This window comes from Aquabacterium sp. (assembly GCF_030652515.1).
Taxonomy (GTDB): Bacteria; Pseudomonadota; Gammaproteobacteria; order Burkholderiales; family Burkholderiaceae_C; genus Aquabacterium.
In genome coordinates this window covers 33,941-53,199 of sequence record NZ_JAUSAR010000169.1, presented here as the reverse complement: position 1 = coordinate 53,199, position 19,259 = coordinate 33,941, and the positions used below count along the sequence as shown (strand labels likewise).

Annotated in this window: 13 protein-coding genes; 5 read left to right on the top strand and 8 right to left on the bottom strand. The window is 65.0% G+C overall.

Annotated elements, in window-relative coordinates; genetic code table 11:
- Window positions 1-2 precede the first annotated feature (2 nt).
- Window positions 3-485, bottom strand: a complete 483-nt coding sequence (locus tag Q7V20_RS19220; RefSeq protein WP_304794971.1) for a hypothetical protein — start codon at window positions 483-485, stop codon at window positions 3-5.
- Between the two features lie 114 nt (window positions 486-599).
- Between Q7V20_RS19220 and Q7V20_RS19215 the strand changes: the two genes are divergently transcribed.
- The 3 genes from Q7V20_RS19215 (at window position 600) to Q7V20_RS19205 (ending at window position 4,650) form a co-directional block, all read left to right on the top strand.
- A complete protein-coding gene (locus Q7V20_RS19215; RefSeq protein ID WP_304794969.1) occupies window positions 600-1,514 on the top strand; it encodes an SDR family oxidoreductase in 915 nt (304 codons plus the stop codon).
- Between the two features lie 89 nt (window positions 1,515-1,603).
- Complete coding sequence (locus Q7V20_RS19210) at window positions 1,604-2,413, top strand: hypothetical protein (RefSeq protein ID WP_304794967.1); 810 nt, start codon at window positions 1,604-1,606, stop codon at window positions 2,411-2,413.
- The gene (locus Q7V20_RS19205) at window positions 2,410-4,650 is read left to right on the top strand and encodes an ATP-dependent DNA helicase (protein WP_304794965.1); all 2,241 of its coding nucleotides are present in this window, start codon (window positions 2,410-2,412) and stop codon (window positions 4,648-4,650) included. The genes Q7V20_RS19210 and Q7V20_RS19205 overlap by 4 nt, the downstream gene beginning before the upstream one ends.
- On the opposite strand, the gene Q7V20_RS19200 is transcribed toward Q7V20_RS19205, so the two are convergent.
- From Q7V20_RS19200 to Q7V20_RS19175, 6 genes are all read right to left on the bottom strand, one after another.
- Entirely contained in the window at window positions 4,647-5,492 is an 846-nt protein-coding gene (locus Q7V20_RS19200; protein WP_304794964.1) for an SDR family oxidoreductase, read from the bottom strand. The genes Q7V20_RS19205 and Q7V20_RS19200 overlap by 4 nt on opposite strands.
- Window positions 5,493-5,563: 71 nt before the next feature.
- The gene (locus Q7V20_RS19195) at window positions 5,564-8,395 is read right to left on the bottom strand and encodes a YncE family protein (RefSeq protein WP_304794962.1); all 2,832 of its coding nucleotides are present in this window, start codon (window positions 8,393-8,395) and stop codon (window positions 5,564-5,566) included.
- A 185-nt stretch (window positions 8,396-8,580) separates the two neighbouring features.
- A complete protein-coding gene (gene pdeM / locus Q7V20_RS19190; protein WP_304794960.1) occupies window positions 8,581-9,276 on the bottom strand; it encodes a ligase-associated DNA damage response endonuclease PdeM in 696 nt (231 codons plus the stop codon).
- Window positions 9,277-9,285: 9 nt separating this feature from the next.
- Window positions 9,286-11,751, bottom strand: a complete 2,466-nt coding sequence (locus Q7V20_RS19185) for a ligase-associated DNA damage response DEXH box helicase (protein ID WP_304794958.1) — start codon at window positions 11,749-11,751, stop codon at window positions 9,286-9,288.
- Window positions 11,748-13,433: an ATP-dependent DNA ligase gene (locus Q7V20_RS19180; protein ID WP_304794956.1), complete on the bottom strand. Its 1,686-nt coding sequence runs from the start codon at window positions 13,431-13,433 to the stop codon at window positions 11,748-11,750. The genes Q7V20_RS19185 and Q7V20_RS19180 overlap by 4 nt, the downstream gene beginning before the upstream one ends.
- Window positions 13,430-14,467, bottom strand: coding sequence for a ligase-associated DNA damage response exonuclease (locus Q7V20_RS19175; RefSeq protein WP_304794954.1), 1,038 nt, complete (start codon window positions 14,465-14,467; stop codon window positions 13,430-13,432). Before Q7V20_RS19175 ends, Q7V20_RS19180 begins: the two co-directional genes overlap by 4 nt.
- Window positions 14,468-14,647: 180 nt before the next feature.
- On the opposite strand from Q7V20_RS19175, the gene Q7V20_RS19170 reads away from it, so the two are divergent.
- A complete protein-coding gene (locus Q7V20_RS19170) occupies window positions 14,648-16,525 on the top strand; it encodes an AAA family ATPase (protein WP_304794952.1) in 1,878 nt (625 codons plus the stop codon).
- On the opposite strand, the gene Q7V20_RS19165 is transcribed toward Q7V20_RS19170, so the two are convergent.
- Complete coding sequence (locus tag Q7V20_RS19165) at window positions 16,488-17,708, bottom strand: patatin-like phospholipase family protein (RefSeq protein WP_304794950.1); 1,221 nt, start codon at window positions 17,706-17,708, stop codon at window positions 16,488-16,490. The genes Q7V20_RS19170 and Q7V20_RS19165 overlap by 38 nt on opposite strands.
- Window positions 17,709-17,855: 147 nt before the next feature.
- Here Q7V20_RS19165 and Q7V20_RS19160 point away from each other — a divergent pair, with 147 nt between their 5' ends.
- Window positions 17,856-19,250: a GntP family permease gene (locus Q7V20_RS19160; protein WP_304794949.1), complete on the top strand. Its 1,395-nt coding sequence runs from the start codon at window positions 17,856-17,858 to the stop codon at window positions 19,248-19,250.
- The last annotated feature ends 9 nt before the right edge of the window (window positions 19,251-19,259 follow it).

The following is a 19,259-nucleotide window of genomic DNA, read 5'->3' as shown; positions in this document are numbered from 1 at the left end:
CGTCAAGCCATGGAGGGTGCGAGCATCGACGGCATGCTGAACAGGCCTTTGCGCATCTCGCGTGTCAACCGATCGCAGGATCGCAGGGCAAAGTAGGCGCGCTCGTCGGTGTCCAGGGCGCGCTCGATGGCGGGCAACAGGAACAGGCGTTCTCGCTCGTTCTGCAAGGTCCAGGTTTGACACAACAAGTCCAGTGCCGCATCCAGTGCGGGCAGGTCCACCCGGTGCGCCATCAGGTCTGACAACTGCTCGCGCATTTGCTCGTATTGGCGGGAAAATGTGTCGGGCAAGGTGTGGCCGGTGAAAGTGCGCAGCATGGGCAGCACCGTTTTCTCGACGATGGCCATGTGCCCGTTCAAGGACAGGTACAGGTCGTTGGTCAGCTGCTGTTTCTGGCGGAAGTCCCCGGTGGATTGCACAGCGTGCACCAGTTCCTGTAAAACAGCGTGGTCCTCTTTCAGGACGGGTATCAGATCGTTGTGCATGCTGGCCTCCCGAGGCATGAATCGTTTGGATGCCCCTCTGTGGCAATTGGTGTGCCCGATGTCCATGGGCATGAGGATTGCCCCGAATTCTTCACGCCACGAAGGAGTCCCCACATGTCCACCGACCACACCCAAGCCCTGGAAGACGACGACGCCGTGCAGGCTGGCGAGCGCCCGCACCCCAGCCACATGCCCGCGCAGCACCTGAATGACCAGCCTGGCCTGGAGGCGCAGTTGCAGTTGAAGCCGCAGTTTCTGGCGCCCGGTTATGAGGGAAGCAACAAACTGGCCGGCAAGACGGCCCTGATCACCGGCGGTGATTCGGGCATTGGCCGCGCGGTGGCCGTGTTGTTCGCGCGAGAGGGCGCTAGTGTCGCCATCATCTACCTGAACGAGCATGAAGATGCCCAGGAGACCGCGCGCCTGATCGAGCGCGAAGGCCAGGCCAGCCTGCTGATCGCTGGCGATGTGAAAGACCCGGATTTTTGCGTTCGCGCCGTGGAGGACACGGTAGACACCTTTGGCAAGCTGGACGTGCTGGTCAACAACGCCGCCTTCCAGCAGCACACGCACTCGATCGAGTTGCTCAGCGAAGAGCGCTTTGACGAAACCTTGCGCACCAATGTGTATGGCTACTTCCACATGGCCAAGGCGGCGGTGCCTTACCTGCAGGAAGGGGCCTCCATCATCAACACGGGCTCGGTGACCGGCTTGAACGGCAGCGCCGACCTGTTGGACTATTCGACGACCAAAGGGGCCATCCACGCCTTCACCAAGTCGCTCGCGCAAAACCTGCTGGACAAGGGCATCCGCGTGAACGCCGTGGCCCCCGGCCCGGTGTGGACACCCCTGAACCCGGCCGATCTGCCCGCCGACAAGGTGGCGGATTTCGGCGAGAAGACCCAGATGAAGCGGGCCGCGCAGCCCGAGGAAATCTCGCCCGCTTACGTGTTCCTGGCCTCGCCGGTGTGCTCGGGCTACATCACCGGCATCGTGTTGCCAATCACGGGCAGCGTCGGGGCGATTTGAGGTTGGCGCGCCAGCGCGGGTAAGTTTTTCTGAAAAACATGCCCGGCGTGCCAGTGCGTTGTCAGGGCTGTATGGGTATACAGTCATGCATGCCTTCGATTCCTGCCCACTCCGCCCTTCAGCGCGCTCACCGAACGCGCCTGATGCAGATCTGGCGCTCGGCCGGTTGGCCCTGCCGCGATGCCATCGAGATCGACCTGCTGGCCGCGGGTCTGGTGTCCTTGCGGGCAACGCCCGATGGGCATGAAACCTTGCACCTGACCGAGGCCGGGATCCAGTGGCTGGCCTTGGCCCGCCAACAAAATCGCCGAGCCTTGAGCGCCCATGATCGATTGGCTGAGCGGGTGGCGCTGCAGTTGATGGCCGCCGGTCGGATCGTCTGGCGCGAGCTGTCCTTGCGTGCGAGGGTGACGGGCCATGCCGACGAGCGGGGCGCCGAGTGCGTCTCGGCACCCCCCACCGCCTTGTGGGCTGACGAAGAGGCCGCCATCGAGCGCCAAGCCTCGTGGCGCATGGCCCGCCCGGATGTTTTTTCGGTGCGCAACACCTCGGTGCAGGCCTACTTGCAGCCGGTGGTTCACGAGGTCAAGGCCACCCGCGCGGACCTGTTGTCCGACCTGCGGCACGAGGCCAAACGGCAGTCATACCAATGGCTGTGCTGCGAGTGCCACTACGTGTTCCCGGCGGGCGTGGCTCGGCCTGACGAGGTGCCGCCGGAGTTCGGGGTCTGGCTGTTGCACGGCGACATCGAGCACGGGCAGTTCGAGCTCGCTCGTCCGGCGCGGCATGCGCCTTGCGAGCTGCCTTTCGCGGTGTGGCTGGCGCTGGCCAAAGCCACGCCGTGGCGCCTGGAGGTGGATGAACCGGCGCAAGCCAGCCTGGACGAGGCCAGCGATTGAAGTACACGGTCGCCGTCCGTGCCTTGTGCGAGTTCACCGCCAAGCAAGGCGACCTGGATTTGCGCTTCACGCCTTCGCCCACAGCGCAAGAGGGCATGGCCGGGCACCTGCTGGTGGCCTCGCGGCGGGGCGCGTCTTATGAATCCGAGATCACCTTGAGTGGCGAGCACCAGCACCTGCTGGTGCGCGGCCGCGCCGATGGCTACGACGCAGCTTTGAACCGCCTTGAAGAGGTCAAGACCTTCCGAGGCCGTCTGGACCGCCAAACTGACAACCACCGCCACCTGCATTGGGCGCAGCTCATGGTCTATGGCTGGCTGCTGTGCCAGGCGCGCGGCCTGAGCGAGGTGGAGCTGGCCCTGGTCTATTTCGACATTGGTTCGCAAGATGAAACCGTGCTGCGCCAGCATTGCACCGCTGCGATGCTGCAACAGCACTTTGAAACGCAATGCGAGCGCTTCGTGGACTGGGCCGATCAGGAACTGGCGCACCGCGCCGCGCGCGACTGGGCGCTCACCGCCTTGCCATTCCCGCATGCCGAGTTCCGCACCGGCCAGCGGGCTTTGGCCGAGGCCGTCTACAAGGCCAACAGCGCGGGCCGTTGCCTGATGGTGCAGGCCCCCACCGGCATCGGCAAAACCATTGGCACGGTCTTTCCGCTGCTCAAGGCCTGCCCAGCGCAAAAGCTGGACAAAGTGTTTTTCCTCACGGCCAAGACCTCGGGGCGCGGCGTGGCCTTGAACGCGCTGGCGCTGATCAAGCGCAGCGCGCCCGCCTTGCCCCTGCGTGTCATCGAGCTGGTGGCCAAGGACAAGGCCTGCGAGCACCCTGACAAGGCCTGCCATGGCGCCTCATGCCCTTTGGCGCAGGGCTTTTACGACCGGCTGCCGCAGGCCCGCAGCGCGGCAGCGGCCACGGGCACCCTGGACAAAGCCACCTTGCGCACCGTGGCCCTGGCCCACCAGGTCTGCCCCTATTACCTGGGCCAGGAAATGGTGAAGTGGAGCGATGCCGTGGTGGGCGACTACAACCATTATTTCGACCTGAACGCGATGCTGCATGGCCAGGCGGTGGGCCAGCCCTGGCGCGTTAGCGTGCTGGTGGACGAGGCGCACAACCTGGTCGAGCGGGCCCGCAAGATGTACACGGCGGCGCTGGACCAGGCCAGCTTGAGCGCGGCACGACGCTCGGCACCGGCACCGGTCAAGAAAGCCCTCGACCGTTTGCACAAGGGCTGGAAGGCGGCGCACCAAGGACAGCTGGATGATTACCAGGTTCATGCCCAGTTGCCCGAAGCCTTCATGTTCAAGCTGCAGCAGGCCACCAACGCCATCACCGAACACCTGAGCGAGCACCCGACCCTGGTCGACGAAGCCTTGCAGAGCTTTTACTTCGAGGCCTTGCACTTCACGCGCCTGAGCGAATCCTTTGGCGAGCATTCTCTGTTCGACATCACCAAGTCCGGCAAGCCGTCCACCTTGTGCATCCGCAACGTGGTGCCCGCCAGCTTCCTGAAGCCGCGCTTTGCCAACGCGCACTCGGTCACCTTGTTCTCGGCCACCTTGCGGCCCCAGCAGTTCTATGGCGACTTGCTGGGCTTGCCCGACAACACCGCCTGGATCGATGTGGACTCGCCGTTCAGCCACGAGCAACTGAGTGTGCAGGTGGCCACCCACATCTCGACCCGCTACCAGCATCGGCAAGCATCCTTGGCCCCCGTGGTGGACGTGATGGCCCGGCAGTATGAACAGCAGCCCGGCAACTACCTGGCCTTTTTCAGCAGCTTTGATTACCTGGACGAGGTGGCCGCCTTGTGGGCGGCGCGCATGCCACAGGTCACCACCTGGAAGCAGTCGCGCCGCATGAGCGAGGGCGACCAGGCGCAGTTCCTGGCGCGCTTCACGGAAGACGGCCAAGGCATGGGTTTCGCGGTGCTGGGTGGCTCGTTCGCCGAGGGCATCGACCTGGCCGGGCAACGGCTGATCGGGGCGTTCATCGCCACCTTGGGCCTGCCCCAGGTCAACCCGGTCAACGAGCAGATCCGCCTGCGCATGGCCGATCTGTTTGGCGATGGCTACGCCTACACCTACCTGTATCCCGGTTTGCAGAAGGTGGTGCAGGCGGCGGGCCGCGTGATCCGCACGCAGACCGACCGTGGCGTGGTGCACCTCATGGACGACCGCTTTGGCCGACCTGAGGTGCGCGGCTTGCTACCCGCCTGGTGGCGGCTTGGCTAAGCCTTGGCCAACATCCTGCGGGCCATGAAGACCGTCACCGGCTGGTACCACGAGCCCGCGATGCGCACCAGCAAATCCATGAACTTCGCGTCGGCACCGATCAGTGCTCGGCGTTCGTCGCGCTCGACTGCGCGCAAAATCTGCAAGGCCGCGCTCTCGGCCGAGGTGCCGCCCAATGCTTTGTTGAAACGGGCGCGCGCTTCCTCGACATCACCTCCGCAGCGAGAGGTCACGCTCTCGTCAATGTGGGCCGTGTGGGCGATGTTCGTGCGAATGCCACCTGGGTGAATGCACGTGGCGCTGACGCCGCAAGCTTCCAGGTCGAGTTCCTGTCGCAAGGACTCGGTGAAACCTCGCACCGCAAACTTGCTGGCGTTGTAGGGGGCTTGGCTGGGTGCGGCCATCAGCCCCGCCAGGCTGGACACGTTGATCACATGCCCTTCGCCGGCCCTTTTGAGATGCGGCAGGAAAGCCTGCGTGCCCCACACGACGCCCCAGAAGTTGATGTCCATGATCCAGTGGAAGTCCTTCTCCGACACTGTTTCAACAAATGCGCCAATGGCCACACCGGCGTTGTTGAAGATCAGGTTGACCCGGCCATGGTCAGCCACGACCTGATCGGCCCAGCCGAACACCGCTTCGCGACTGCCCACGTCCAACCGAGTGGTCGTGACTTTCACGCCAAAGTGGCGAGCCAGATTGGCGGTCTCCAGCAGCCCCGGCTCGTTGATGTCGCTCAGCGCCAGATGGCAGCCTCGTCGGGCCAGTTCCAATGCCAAGGTGCGGCCCATGCCGGACGCCGCACCTGTGATGGCGGCGACCTTGTCCTTCAAACGCTTCATCGAATCGACCTTCTCTTGCAGCTGATGTGATCCGCATCATGCGCGCAATTGAGCGCTCAACCCGGTGATCATCAACTGTTGAAAGCGATGCGCTTGCCCGATCCTGGTGGTGTGCAGGTGTAGGTCACTTCCTGGCCGGGGATGCCGGCCAGGGAGCGCAAGGCCGCGTCGCTGCGACGCGCACCGTCGGCTGCCACGAAGGCTGCGCTCGCCACGTCATAGAAATAGCCGCGTTTGGCGCCAGATTCAACCACCTGGGCCACCAGGTCGCATTCGGTCACGTTGCCGCCCAACTCTTTGGACACGAAGGGTGTGCGGGCGCGCTGGATGAGCAGATCGATGCGGGGGTACACGGCGGTGGTGTTGTACGACGCGAGTGTGACTTGCTGGCCCACGATCGGGGCCAGGTCGCTGTCGAAGGCGTGCATGTAGTCGGCCACATCACGGCGCGTGGCGTCGGGGTTGATGAGCGGGAAGCCCGAGTTCAAGGTGGGCTGGAACACGCGCACCGTGAAGAAGTGCGCCAACAGGTCCACCGTGCCATCGTTGATGAAGCCATAGCCACGGACTTGCGGGCCCATGAAGCCCGAACCCGGCGCGCTGGAGAAGGGCACCGCAGGCGTGCCGAAGCGGCCCACCTTGGTGTACATGTTGCGCAGGTGCGGGATCTTGAAGATTTGCGAGTTGCCCTCGAAGCTCTGGTCGCCACCCGTGCCATACATGCCCTTGGCCGGATCCACGGTGTGGCAGCCATTGCAGTTGTTGCTGGGCGTGATGGAGGTGCCATCGGCCCGCAGGATCTTGAAGCCGTCCGAAGGGCGGTCGCCGAAGTAGAAGTCAAAGCCGCGCTTCTGGGCCGGGGTCAGTGAGTTGTCCAGGTTGCGGATCGGGTTGGGCGGCAGTTGCACCGCGAGCTGGAAGTCCGCGAAGGTCTGCATCTCCGCCTCGCTCATCGGGGCCGGGTTGCCCAGCAGGCCTTCAAACGCCACCGAGAAGTTCTTGAACGACAGGTTCGTGTCCGTGGCCGAGGTGCCGAAGGCACCCGTGGCTCGGTCGCCACGCCAGTGCATGGCGCCTGCGTTGACCATGCCGCGCAGGGTTTGCGTGGTCATGGGGCCCTTGATGGGGTGGAAGTCCTTGGGATCGTCGCTGCCGTTGATCTTGTTCTTCACGCCGAAGATGAGCTTGGCGATCGGGAAGGCGAGGTCCGAGGTGAACCTGCCGGGGATCGGGCTCTTCGTGACCAGGCCATCCGGGTCACCCAGGTCCCAGGCCAGGTCGTCGGTGTCGCCAAAGGTGTGGCAGCTGGCGCAAGAAGCTTCGCCATTGGCCGACGAGCGCTGGGCGTCATACAGGAAGGGGCGACCGGCGATGATGTTCGCGGGCTCGGGGTTGACCAGGGGGGCTTGGGCCACCTCGGTGCGCGTGGCCAGGTTCACCACCTTCACGGCGTTGTCGAAGCGGGTCATCACGTACATGCGGCCGCGTGCTTCATCGAGCACCACGCCGCTGGGGCCGCCACCGCTCACGTTGATGTAGTTGGCGCTGGCCGTGCGCGGGTTGAAGGTGTTGGCCTCCAGCTCGGCCGTGTCGAACACGCCGATGCGGCTGGAGCCATAGGCGGCCACGTACAGGGTGCGGCCATCCTTGGTCACGGCCATCTCCAGCGGGCTGGCCAGGCTGTGGTTCTTGGTGGTGGGGTCAAAGCCGGGGTTGGTGACCAGCTTGCTGTAGTCGATGTGCTTGTTGAGGTGGCGGGGCAGCACGGTTGATCCGGAGATCACCGTGACGCGCGCCAGGGCCAGCTTGCCTTGCACCGTGGAGCCACCGAACTTGCCCGAGCCTTCGAACCGGGTCATGTTGTTGGATTCGGTGTTGGTCACGTACAGCGCACCGGTGACGGGGTTGGCCACCATGTTGAACAGCACCGTGCCCACGTGCGGGAAGGCCACTTTCTCGGTCAGTGCATTGGCATCAACGGCGAACACGTCCTTGTCGGGCAGGGTGAATTCGACCGCGTTGTTCCAGTTGCGGCCCACCTCGTCCTCCCAGCGCTTGGTGGCGCGGTTGTACTTCACCAGCATCCCGGTCTTGGGGGCGGGCTTGCCTTCGGCGTTGGTCTGCGGGCCCAGGCGGCCGCCAGGCATGAGCTTGCCTTTGACAAAGCAGGGCATCTTCAGGTTGAAGCTGTCGCAGATCACCTCTTCATTGAGCGAGGAGGTTTCGTTGCCCGACTTGAAGGCGGCCACGTAGACGGTGTTGCGGTCCGGGCTGACGGCCAGGGCGCGCGGCGTGTCGGCGAAGAAACTCATGATGCGCAGGGGCACGCCGCCCACGGCGTAACTGCCCACGCTGGCGGGGTTGAACACCCAGACGTCGGCACGGCCGATGCCGGCGGTGGTCAGCTTGGGGTCACCCGCGCCGGGCACGTTCTTCAATGAAGGGTCCATGCGTTGCTGGCCCCGGTGCGCCGTCGTGATGAAGGCGCGGGCGGGTGAGCCAGCGAAGACGATGTCGCGGGGCTCATCACCCACCAAGAGGGTCTGTGTGACCCGGGGCGCGCCATCCAGCTTGACGATGCTGACGCTGTCCGACAGGTGGTTGACCACCCAGACTTCGTTGTTGCTGCGTGCGGCCACGGCCACGGGTTCCAGCCCCACGGGGATGCGGGCGAACAGTTGCAGGCCGTTGCTGGTGATGTTGAACACATCCAGCGTGTTGTTGGGTGTGTTGACGGCGAACAGGCGCGTGCCGTCGGGCGACTGGGCCAGGGGGCGCACGTGGCCGCTCTCAAAGGCCAGGAAGGAGGGGGCCGCTGCTTGCGCACCGGACCACAAGAGCGCGGTCGACAGGACGGAGAACAGGAAGGTCTTGCGCAGCGCTTGGCGAAGGGGGGTGGGCATGGATAAGTCCTAGAGCTTGTACGGCAAAGCAGCCATGGGGTGCTTTGACTTTAGGCAAGCGCCAAGGGGGGCGTAAGGCGGGAAGCGAGGGGTTGCTGGCCTGTGAGCACCCGACCCCCCTCATTTGAGTAGGGGGAATTTCCGCCATGTCATATAACGCGACGCGGGCAATCCCTAGTGTTCTGTTATCCGGCCAGGGGCAGCACCTGTTCGCCGACCACGAACACCTCACCATCGCGCTGTGCCGCCGGGTTGATCGCGAAGCCGCCGGTGAATTCTCCAAAGGCGGGCAGGGTGAGCACGCCTTGGTGCAGCCAGAAGATGGGCAAACGCAGTCGGTCGGTGCGGCTTCGCAGGTGGACCACGGGGTGCACGTGGCCGGCCAGGGTCAGGGTGTCTTTGGCTTGGTCGCCTTGCTGTTCAGGCGGGTGGTGGACGCCGCGCAAGCAGCCATGAACGTAGGGCCCGGTGATCGACTGGATGCTGAAAGAGGCCTGCACTTGGCCGGCGTGCAGATCATGGTTGCCTTCGATCACCAGGCAATGCAGGTGCGGATGACGCTGGCGCCAGTTGGACAGGGCCGCCAGGGTGCTGCTGGCGTGGCTCTCTTTGGCATGCAGGAAATCGCCCAGCACCACCAGGTGTCGGGCCTGGCAGCGGTCCAGCGCCTGAGACAACCGGGCCAGCGTGCCGGTGGTGGTGCCTTGTGGCACGGGCAAGCCCCGCGCGCGGAACACGGCGGCCCTGCCCAGGTGCACGTCGGCGACGAAGAGGGTGCGGGACTCGGGCTCAAAGGCAGCACGCTCGGGCATCAGTTGAAGCCTGAGCTGAGTTGGCGAATCGCGTGGCCAATCCAGCGTGTGGTCAAGGCGTGGGTCCATGGGGTTCATTCAGATCTGGCTGGCCTTGTCGTTCAACTCGGTGAGCAATTGCTGGATGCGGTCCTGCAGCTTGTGCGTGCTCAGGCGTTCGCGCAAGCGCTCGACCAGCAGTGGGAAGGAGAACGGCGTCCAGCGCTTCAAGGTCTTTACTTCCCAGTGCTTGGCTTGCAGTGACCGAAGCACGCCGTCCAGCTTGTCGAGTTCGTATTCCTGCTTGAGCACCTCGCGTTCAGCTTGGGTCAGCAACAGATTGGCAGGGTCGTATTGGCGGAACACTTCAAAGAACAGGCTGCTGGAAGCCTGGATCTGCTTGGTGCTTTTGGGCGCGCCCGGAAAGCCGGGAAAGACCAGACCGGACACGCGGGCGATCTCGCGAAATCGCCGCTGCGACAGCTCGGCCGCGTTCAGGCTGCCCAGCACATCGTGCAGCAAGTTCTCCGTGCTGAGCAGGGACGGCAGCAGGTGCGCGTCCACCGGCTCATTGCTCAACAGTTCGATGCCGTAGTCATTGAACGAGATTGAAAAAGTGCGCGGTGCGGTCTGGCCAAAGCGGTAGGCCCACAGCGTGGCCAAAGCCAGGTTCACCTGCCGACCGGCAAAGGGGTAGATGTACAGGTGGTGGCCTTCGCGCGACTTCAGGCTTTCAACCAGCACGGTGTCGGGTGTGGGCAGGGCTGACCAGCTTTGCTGCACGGCCAGCAAGGGCCGCAGGGCCTGGACCTCGGGCGGGTGCGGGCCACCTTCCGGCTTGGACGCGAAGCTGGCCAACTCTTCCAGCATGGCGTGTGCCAGCTCGGAAGACATCGGCATCTTGCCGCCGTTCCAGCGCGGCACGGCGGCGCGTTGCCCCTTGGCCAGGCGGACGTAGGCGGTCATGTCGTGCACCTTGACCAGCTCCAGCAAGCGGCCCGCGAACAGAAAGCAATCGCGCGGGCGCAGGCGGGCGATGAAGCTCTCTTCCACGGTACCCAGCACGGGCCCTCGCAGGTAAGACACCTTGAGGTTGGCATCGCTCACGATCGTGCCCACCGACATGCGGTGTCGGCGCGCCAGTTGGGCGTTGACCAGGTGGTAGCGGCCGTGCTCGTCGGCTTCGATGCGGCGGTAGTCCGGGTAGGCCTGCAGCGAGTCGCCACCGCGCCCGGCGAAGTCCAGCACCCAGGTCCATTCGGCGGGTGTCAGGTGTTGGTAGGCGTGGGTGGTGCGCACTTCCTCGAACAAGGCCTGGCCGTCGAAGCCGCCGCCCAAGGCCACGGTGACCACGTGCTGGATGAGCACATCGAAAGGCTTGTCGGGGCTGGTGCGCGCTTCGATGTGGCCTTGCTGCACGGCGCGCCGGGCGGCGGCGGCCTCCAGCAACTCGATGCTGTGCGTGGGGACCAGCGTGATGCGCGAAGGCTGCCCCGGCGCGTGCCCTGAGCGGCCCGCGCGTTGCAGCAGCCGGGCCACACCTTTGGCCGAGCCGATCTGCAGCACGCGCTCCACCGGCGAGAAGTCCACACCCAGGTCCAGGCTGGAGGTGGCCACCACGGCCTTCAAGGTGCCCGCCTTGAGCCCGGCTTCCACCCATTCGCGCACGCCCTTGTCCAGCGATCCGTGGTGCAGTGCGATCAGGCCGGACCAATCGGGCCGTGCTTCCAACAAGGCCTGGTACCAAAGCTCGGCCTGCGATCGGGTGTTGGTGAAGAGCAGGCTGTTGCGGCTACCCTCGATCTCGCGGACCACGGCAGGCACCATGCGCAGGCCCAGGTGGCCGGCCCAGGGAAAGCGCTGCACCTCGTCGGGCAAGAGCGTGTCGATGGTCAAGGCCTTGGGCAGCTGGCCTTGCACGATGCGGCCTGAGGGGCCGGTGAGGGTGTCTCGGGCCTCGGGCAGGTTGCCCAGGGTGGCCGACAAGCCCCACACCATCAGCTGGGGGTTCCACTGCCTCAAGCGCGCCAGAGCGAGTTGCACCTGCACGCCGCGCTTGTTGGCGATGAGCTCGTGCCATTCGTCGACCACGACCAGTTGCACGCTGCCGAGTTGCTGCGCAGCCTGGGGCTGGGTGAGCAAAAGGCTCAGGCTTTCGGGCGTGGTGACCAGGGCGGTGGGCAGGCGCTTGGCCTGGCGGGCCCGGGCGGCGCTGCTGGTGTCGCCGGTGCGCATCTCCAATGTCCACCGGGGTGCCAGTGCGGGCAGGGGCGCTTGCAAGGCAGTCAAGGTGTCGGAGGCCAAGGCGCGCATCGGGGTGATCCACAGCGCGGTCAGCGGCGGCGCGCCGCGCGTTTCGGTGGGCGCTTGGCCCAAGGCCTGCAAGGCGCCCAACCACACCGCGTAGGTCTTGCCCGAGCCGGTGGTGGCGTGCAACAGGCCGCTGTCACCTTGGGCCATGGCTTGCCACACCTCGGTCTGAAACGGGAAGGGTGACCAGCCTTGGTCTTTCAGCCAGACACTGGCCGGGTCTGGTCCGGCTTTGGGCATGGCGACTGGGCTCATGAGGACTTCGAGGTGGCCGGTGCGGGGATCAGGCTGCGCAAGCTGGTCAGGGTGTCGGCCTCTTTCACGGGCTTGTCCCAGCGCAGCCGCAGCATGCGCGGAAAGCGCACGGCCAGTCCGCACTTGTGGCGGCTGGATGCCTGGATGCCTTCAAAGCCCAGCTCCACCACCAAGGTGGGCGTGACGCTGCGCACCGGGCCGAACTTCTCGAGGGTGGTCTGGCGGATGCGCTGGTCCACCTGCTTCATTTCTTCGTCGGTCAGGCCCGAATAGGCTTTGGCGAAAGGCACCAGGCGGTCTTCGTCCCACACCGCGAAGGTGTAGTCGGTGTAGAGGTTGGCGCGCCGGCCATGGCCGCTTTGCGCGTAGATCAGCACGGCGTCGATGGTGAAGGGATCGACCTTCCACTTCCACCACAGGCCGACGTCCTTGGTGCGGCCGGTGCCGTACAGGCTGTCGCGGCGCTTGAGCATGAAGCCTTCCACGCCACGGCTGCGTGACTCTTCACGCCACTCGGCCAGGGTGGCCCAGTCGGGGGCCGTGACCAGGGGCGAGAGCTGCAGTGGTGCCAGGGGTGCGGGCAGGATGTGCGGTTCGATGGGGGCGTCCAGCGGCAGGTCGGTTTGCGGCAAGGTGGGGGTGGTGATCAGGGCGTCCAGTTGCTCGCGCCGTTGCCACTGAGGCCAGGCGCGGCAGTCTTCACCCTGGTGTTCCAGCAGGTCGTAGGCCAGGAAGGCCACGGGGCATTCGGCCAAAATCGCCTTGCTCAAGGTCTTGCGGCCAATGCGCTTTTGCAGGGCCGCGAAGGGCTGCACGTGGCCGTTTTTCCAGACCACGATCTCGCCGTCGATCACGGTGTTGTCGGGCAAGACCTGGGCCAGGGTGTCCAGCTCCGGGAAGCGGCCATTGAGCAGGTCCTCGCCTCGCGACCAAAGCCAGGACTCGGTACCTCGCTTGATGAACTGCGCGCGGATGCCATCCCACTTCCACTCGACCAGCCAATCGCCGATGGGCCCCAGGGTGTCGACTGGGGCTTGCAGCGGGTGGGCCAGGAAGAAGGGGTAAGGCTGGCCCGAAGCCTGTGAGGGCGACTCGGGGTCGGACAAGGCCTCGTAGCGCGCGGCCGTGGGCACATGCTGCTTGTCGGTGTAACCCATCAGGCGCTGGGCCAGGTGCTTGGCGTCCAGCCCCGTCACCTGGGCCAGCGCGCGCAGCACCAGGTTGCGCGCCACCCCCACGCGAAAGCCGCCGCCGATGAGCTTGGTGAGCAGGAAGCGGCCGGGGGTGTCCAGCTCAGACCAGTAGCCTTGCAGGGCGGCCATGGTCGATTCCGGGCTTTGGCCACGCAGTGACAGCAGGCGTTCTTCGATCCAGCGGTGCAAGGGCACGTCGGTCAGCCGCTCGGCGGGGGGCAGGATGTGGGCGATGGTCTCGGCCAGGTCGCCGACCACGTCGTAGCTTTCATCGAACAGCCATTCGGGGATGCGGGCATGTTCGCGCGCGGCGGCGCGGATCACGCCGGTGGGCACGGTCTGGCGGGGCTTGCCGCCAGCCAGGAAGTACAAGGCCCATGCTGCGTCGGCGGCGGGGGCGCTTTGAAAATACGCGACCAGGGCTTGGGTCTTGGCCGTGGTGGAAGTGGTGCTGTCCAGCGCTTCATACAGTTGTGCGAAGCGCTTCATGGCGGGGTCTCCGCCGTGGGCGCGGCTGCTTCGCCATCCTCGGCCTCGTCGCCATACTCGGTCTTGAAGGCGCCGGCCTGCAGGCCTTGCTCGCTGAAGTAACGGACCAGCGGCTCCACGTACCCGTGCGTCACGATCACGCGCGGCGCCTGTGTGGCGCTCACGGCTTCCAGCAGGCCGGGCCAGTCGGCATGGTCGGACAGCACGAAGCCCCGGTCCAGCCCTCGGCGCCGACGTGTGCCGCGCAATTGCATCCAGCCGGAGGCGAAGGCGTCGCTGTGCTCGCCAAAGCGCTTGGTCCAGCCGCTGCCTTGCGCGGAGGGCGGGGCCAGCACCAAGGAGGTTTTCAGATCGGCGGGCGTGGTGTCCAGCACCGACTGCGTCGAAGGCAAGGGCACGCCGCTGGCCCGGTAGGCGTCGTTCATCAGCGTCATGGCGCCGTGCGCCACGATGGGGCCGATCGACGGGTCGATGCCCGCCAGCACGCGCTGCGCCTTGCCGAAGGAGTAGGCGTAGAGCACCGAAGGCCGACCCGCCCGCGCATTGGCCTGCCACCAGGCATTGATGTCGTCGAACACCTGCTGCTGAGCTTGCCAGCGGAACACCGGCAAGCCAAAGGTGGATTCGGTGATGAAGACATCGCAGCGAACCGCCTCGAACGGCGCGCAGGTGGCGTCGGGCCCGGTTTTGTAGTCGCCGGAGGCGACCCAGACGTGGCCTTCGTGCTCCAGCCGAACCTGGGCGGACCCCAGCACATGGCCCGCCGGGTGAAAGGACACGCGCACGCCCCGGTGCGTGATCGCCTGGCCATAGGGCAGGGTCTGCAATGGGATGTCGCCCAAGCGAGCCTGCAGCACGAGGCGACCTTCCTCGGGCGCCAGATAGTGGTCGTGCCCCACCCGGGCATGGTCGCCGTGGGCGTGGGTGATCAAGGCATGCGACACCGGCTTCCAGGGGTCGATGTAGAAATCCCCAGGGGGGCAATACAGGCCTTGGGGTCGGGCCACCACCAGATCGTTCTTCGTATCGGCCATCGGTCGGGGTTGTTGCTCAGGGCGGTAAAAGTGCTCGACTGAGAGGGTAGCAAACGGTGTGCGCGCCACCGTCATGCGCATCAACAGGCATTTGTTGGCGCAACTCGGGGCTTCGCCTTCAGGCGCTTGGCCGACACTGAGCGTTGCCCCCTTTTTTTGTCCGTCTTTGCAAGTCCTGCCATGCCCAAGTTCAAGATCGTTTTATCGCCGTCTCAACGCCGCAAACTCGCGGGTGTGGGGCTGGTGTTGCTGGTGGCGCTGGCCTGGACCGGCATCTCGGTGCTGCAAGACACCGCGGTGCGCGAGGCCGATGCCCGCAAGGATGTGACGGCCCTGGCTTTCGAGAAGAAACCGGATGCCTGGTTGAACAACCCCACAGAAGCATCGGCCTTTGAAAAAGCCGTGTCCAGTGGACAAGTCACCTCGGTGGCCACCAGCGGTTCGCTCGTGCTCTACACCGACAAGGCTGGCAAGCACCACAGCACCCGTCTGGTCGATTGCGGCCCCGGTTGCAGCACCAACCTGCTGGGCCGCCTGGGCGAATTGAGCCTGCAAAAAGGTTTTGTGCTGACCCGCACCGACATCGATCCTCGCACACCCAGCCAGAAGTTCAACGAAACCCTGGAAGGCCTGGGCCGCCTGTGCCTGGCCCTGCTGCCCGTCTTCCTGATCGCTGGCCTGATGTTCTACCAGATGCGCGGGGGCGCCTTGCCCTTTGGCGGCACCAAGCTGGCCGAGCGGCCCGACACCGAGTTCAAGGATGTGATCGGCGCAGACGAGGCCAAGAAGGCCCTGCGCCGCGTGGTTGCTTTCATGACCGATCCGGCCGAATACGTTCGCGTGGGCGCGCATGCACCACGTGGTGTGCTGATCGACGGCCCTCCGGGCACCGGCAAGACCCTGCTGGCCCGGGCCCTGGCCAAGGAATGCGGCGCCAACTTCATCAGCGTGGACGGATCGCACTTCAGCGCCATGTTCTATGGCGCCGGCATCGGCAAGGTCAAGGAGTTGTTCGAACGTGCCCGCAAGAACGCACCTTGCATCATCTTCATCGACGAACTGGACGGCGTGGGCAAGCGATCGCGCGGTGGTGATGGTGGTGCCGGGGACCAGGAGCAGAACCGCATCATCAACCGCATCCTGGTTGAACTCGATGGCTTTTCTCCGTTGGAGAACGTGGTCGTGGTGGGTGCCACCAACCACGTCGATAACATCGACAAGGCCATGCGCCGACCCGGCCGCTTCGACATGATCGTGCGCACTGAATTGCCCACCACCACGGAGCGTGAGGCGCTGTTTGCGCTCTACCTGGACAAGGTCAAGGCCGCTGAAAAAATCGACCTGACCTCGCTGGCCCGAACCGCCACCGGCATGTCGCCCGCCGACATCGCCAACTGCGTCAACCGTGCGGCCTCCTACGCGGCCGAAGGTGGTGCGCCCGAGGTCACGGCCGAACTGCTGTACCGCTCCATCGAAACCTTCCAGCTGGGCGGCGAAGTGTCGTCCGCCAAGGGCACCCTGTGCGCCGAGACCTTGCGCCGACTGGCCGTGCACGAGGGTGGCCACGGCCTGGTCGCCCACGTGCTGGATGCGGGCAGTGTGGAGCGCGTCAGCATTGAACCCCGTGGTGGCGCCCTGGGCGTGACCTACGTGGCCCGCCACACCGAGGAGCCCTTGTATGGCGAGCGTGAACTCAAGTCGCGCCTGGCCATGCTGCTGGCTGGCCGCGAAGCCGAAATGATGATGTTCGGCAACACCTCGTCGGGCGCGGCGGATGATCTCAAGCGCGCGTCCGAGTTGGCCACCTCGATGATCGGCAGCTTTGGTTTTGGCAAAACCTTTGGCCTGCTCAGCATGGCGGGGGTGCCCAAGGAGCTCATCGGCCCTGACATCCAGAAGAACCTGCTGGACGAGGCCCGCCTGCTGCTGGAGCAGGCCCAGGCCGAATGCCAGACTGTGCTCACCACGCACCGCGCTCGCCTGGAGGCCTTGACCGCTTTGCTGCTGGATCAGGAAACCGTCAGCGGCCAGCCGCTGCAGGCCGTTCTGAACGCCTGAGGTCGTGCGTGATGAACTCCTTGCCTTCAGGCGGGAGTTCAAGCCACTCCTTGTGCGTCAGGGTGTGGCGGATGTCGTCCAGCCCGGTCGTCCAGTGGTCCCGCATGGTGATCGGCCCAAACTCGTAGTCCTTCGACAGGCCATCCCACTCCTTGTCGCGGTAGATCAGGTGGATCACATTGGTCTGGCGGCTGCAGGCCAACTCCTGCGCCGTCTGGCAATGCTGGGCATCGGCCTTGATGGCTTCGGGTGGCACGTGCTTGAGCAGGTCGCGCAGCAAGCGCCGGTACTTCTGCTCACGCTCCATCATGTCGGTGATGGCCCGCGTGCGGCTTGAATATTGGATGTCCTTGATGCGCTCCTGCACATCGAAGATGTTGGTGGGCAAGACGCCGACCGAACTCCACAGGTCCACCTGGAAGGCGATGGTATTGCGACGCGGCGTGGCCGACAGGATGTGCGCCAACGGCGTGTTGGACACCAGCCCGCCATCCCAGTAGAACTCACCTTCGATCTCGACCGCCGGAAAGCTGGGCGGCAACGCACCTGACGCCATGAAATGCTCCGGCCGCATCCGGCCCTGGGTCGGCCCACAGGTGTTCTCGAAGAACTCGAAATTGCCGGTGCGTGCATTGACCGCGCCCACCGACACGCGGATCTCGCCCGCGTTGAGGCGGTCGAAATCCACCAGACGCTCCAGGGTCGACTTCAAGCGCGAGGTGTCGTAGAAGCTGGCCAGATCGGGCGTGGTGTTCATGGACTGCCAGGTGGGCGGCACGCGCGGCACGAAGAAATCCTTTTGCCCCTCGATCATGGCCCGCCAGGCCGAGAAGCCGTTGAAGGCCTTGCGCGCGTTGCCACCCAGTTGCTCCACCCAGGTTTGCAGGGCATCGGCAGTGGGCTGGAAGTAGGCCGGTTGGCAGATGGTGTCCCAGAACTCTCTCAATCGCGGGATGCGCAACTCGGGCGGGTTGCCCGCGATGATGGCGGCGTTCAATGCCCCGATCGAGATGCCCGCCACCCAGTTGGGATGGATGCCCGCCTCGTGCAAGCCCTCGACCACGCCAGCCTGGTACGAGCCCAGCGCCCCTCCACCCTGCAACACCAGTGCGACGACTTCGTAGGGCAGGGCGTTGTCCGAAGGTGGTGTGGGCGTGCTGCTGAGGGGCTGCTTCAAAATCATGGGCATGCGTCCGATGGATGTGAATCTCTTTCAAGCCTAGCAGCCAGGCCGACCCCGTGTGGCCAACGATCATTCAGGGCCTGGCGGGCGAAAGGTCATCCGCCGATGGTCTACTGTTGCCATTCCTGACAGACGAAAGGGCGCGGCATGGACTTTCTGATCATCCTTCTGGCGCTGGGGCTGTTGATCTTCGTGGCCTACAAAGGCCACAGCGTCATCCTCTTCGCCCCCGTGGCCGCCTTGCTGGCGGTGCTGCTGACCGAGCCCGCGCTGGTGGCGCCGGTCTACATCGGCCTGTTCATGGACAAGATGGTGCAGTTCATCCGGCTGTACTTTCCAGTCTTCATGCTGGGCGCGGTGTTCGGCAAGGTCATCGAGCTGTCGGGCTTTTCATCGGCCATCGTGTCGTCTGTCATCGCGCTGGTGGGGCGCAGCCAGGCCATGCTGGCCATCGTGCTGGTGTGTGCCATCCTCACCTACGGCGGTGTTTCGCTGTTCGTGGTGGTGTTCGCGGTCTACCCCTTCGCGGCCGAGTTGTTCCGGCAACTGGAGATCCCCAAGCGGCTCATTCCCGGCACCATCGGGCTGGGCGCATTCAGCTTCACGATGGATTCCTTGCCCGGCACCCCGCAGATTCAGAACATCATTCCCACCACGTTCTTCAACACCAGCACCTGGGCAGCACCCTGGATGGGCCTCATGGGCTCGGTCTTTGTTCTGGTGACCGGCATGATGTACCTGGAGTCGCGGCGACGCGCGGCCTTGAAGCTGGGCGAGGGCTATGGCCTTCACACGCTGAACGAGCCTCTGAAGACGCCATTGGGTGCCCTGCCCAACCCCTGGATCGCCATGCTCCCGCTGGTGCTGGTGGCCGTGCTCAACAAAGTGTTCACCACCTGGATACCCCAGGTTTATGGCGCCCGCTACGTTGTGGACCTGCCGGGCTTGAAGACCCCTGTGACGGGCGATGTCTCATCGGTCGTGGCCATCTGGGCCGTCGAGGCCGCCTTGCTGGCGGGCATCGCCACGGTCCTGCTGTTCGCGTTCAAGCCGGTGGTCAGCCGCTTTGCCGAGGGCAGCAAGGAGGCGGTCTCGGGCGCCTTGCTGGCAGCCATGAACACCGCGTCGGAGTATGGATTTGGCGCGGTCATCGCGGCACTGCCTGGTTTTGTCGCAGTCACGGTCGCTTTGAGCGGCATTCCCAACCCCTTGCTCAATGAGGCCATCGTCGTGACGACGCTGGCGGGGATCACCGGCTCGGCGTCCGGCGGCATGAGCATCGCCCTGGCGGCCATGGCCGACACCTTCATCCTGAACGCACAGGCCGCCGGGATCCCCATGGAGGTGCTGCACCGGGTGGCCTCCATGGCCGCTGGCGGCATGGACACCTTGCCGCACAACGGTGCGGTCATCACTTTGCTGGCGGTCACGGGCCTGACGCACCGCGAGTCTTATTGGGACATCTTCGTGGTGGTGACTTGCCTCAAGACCCTGGCGGTCTTCGTGGTGATCGGGGTCTACCTGCTGACGGGCATTTACTGACAGAGGTGA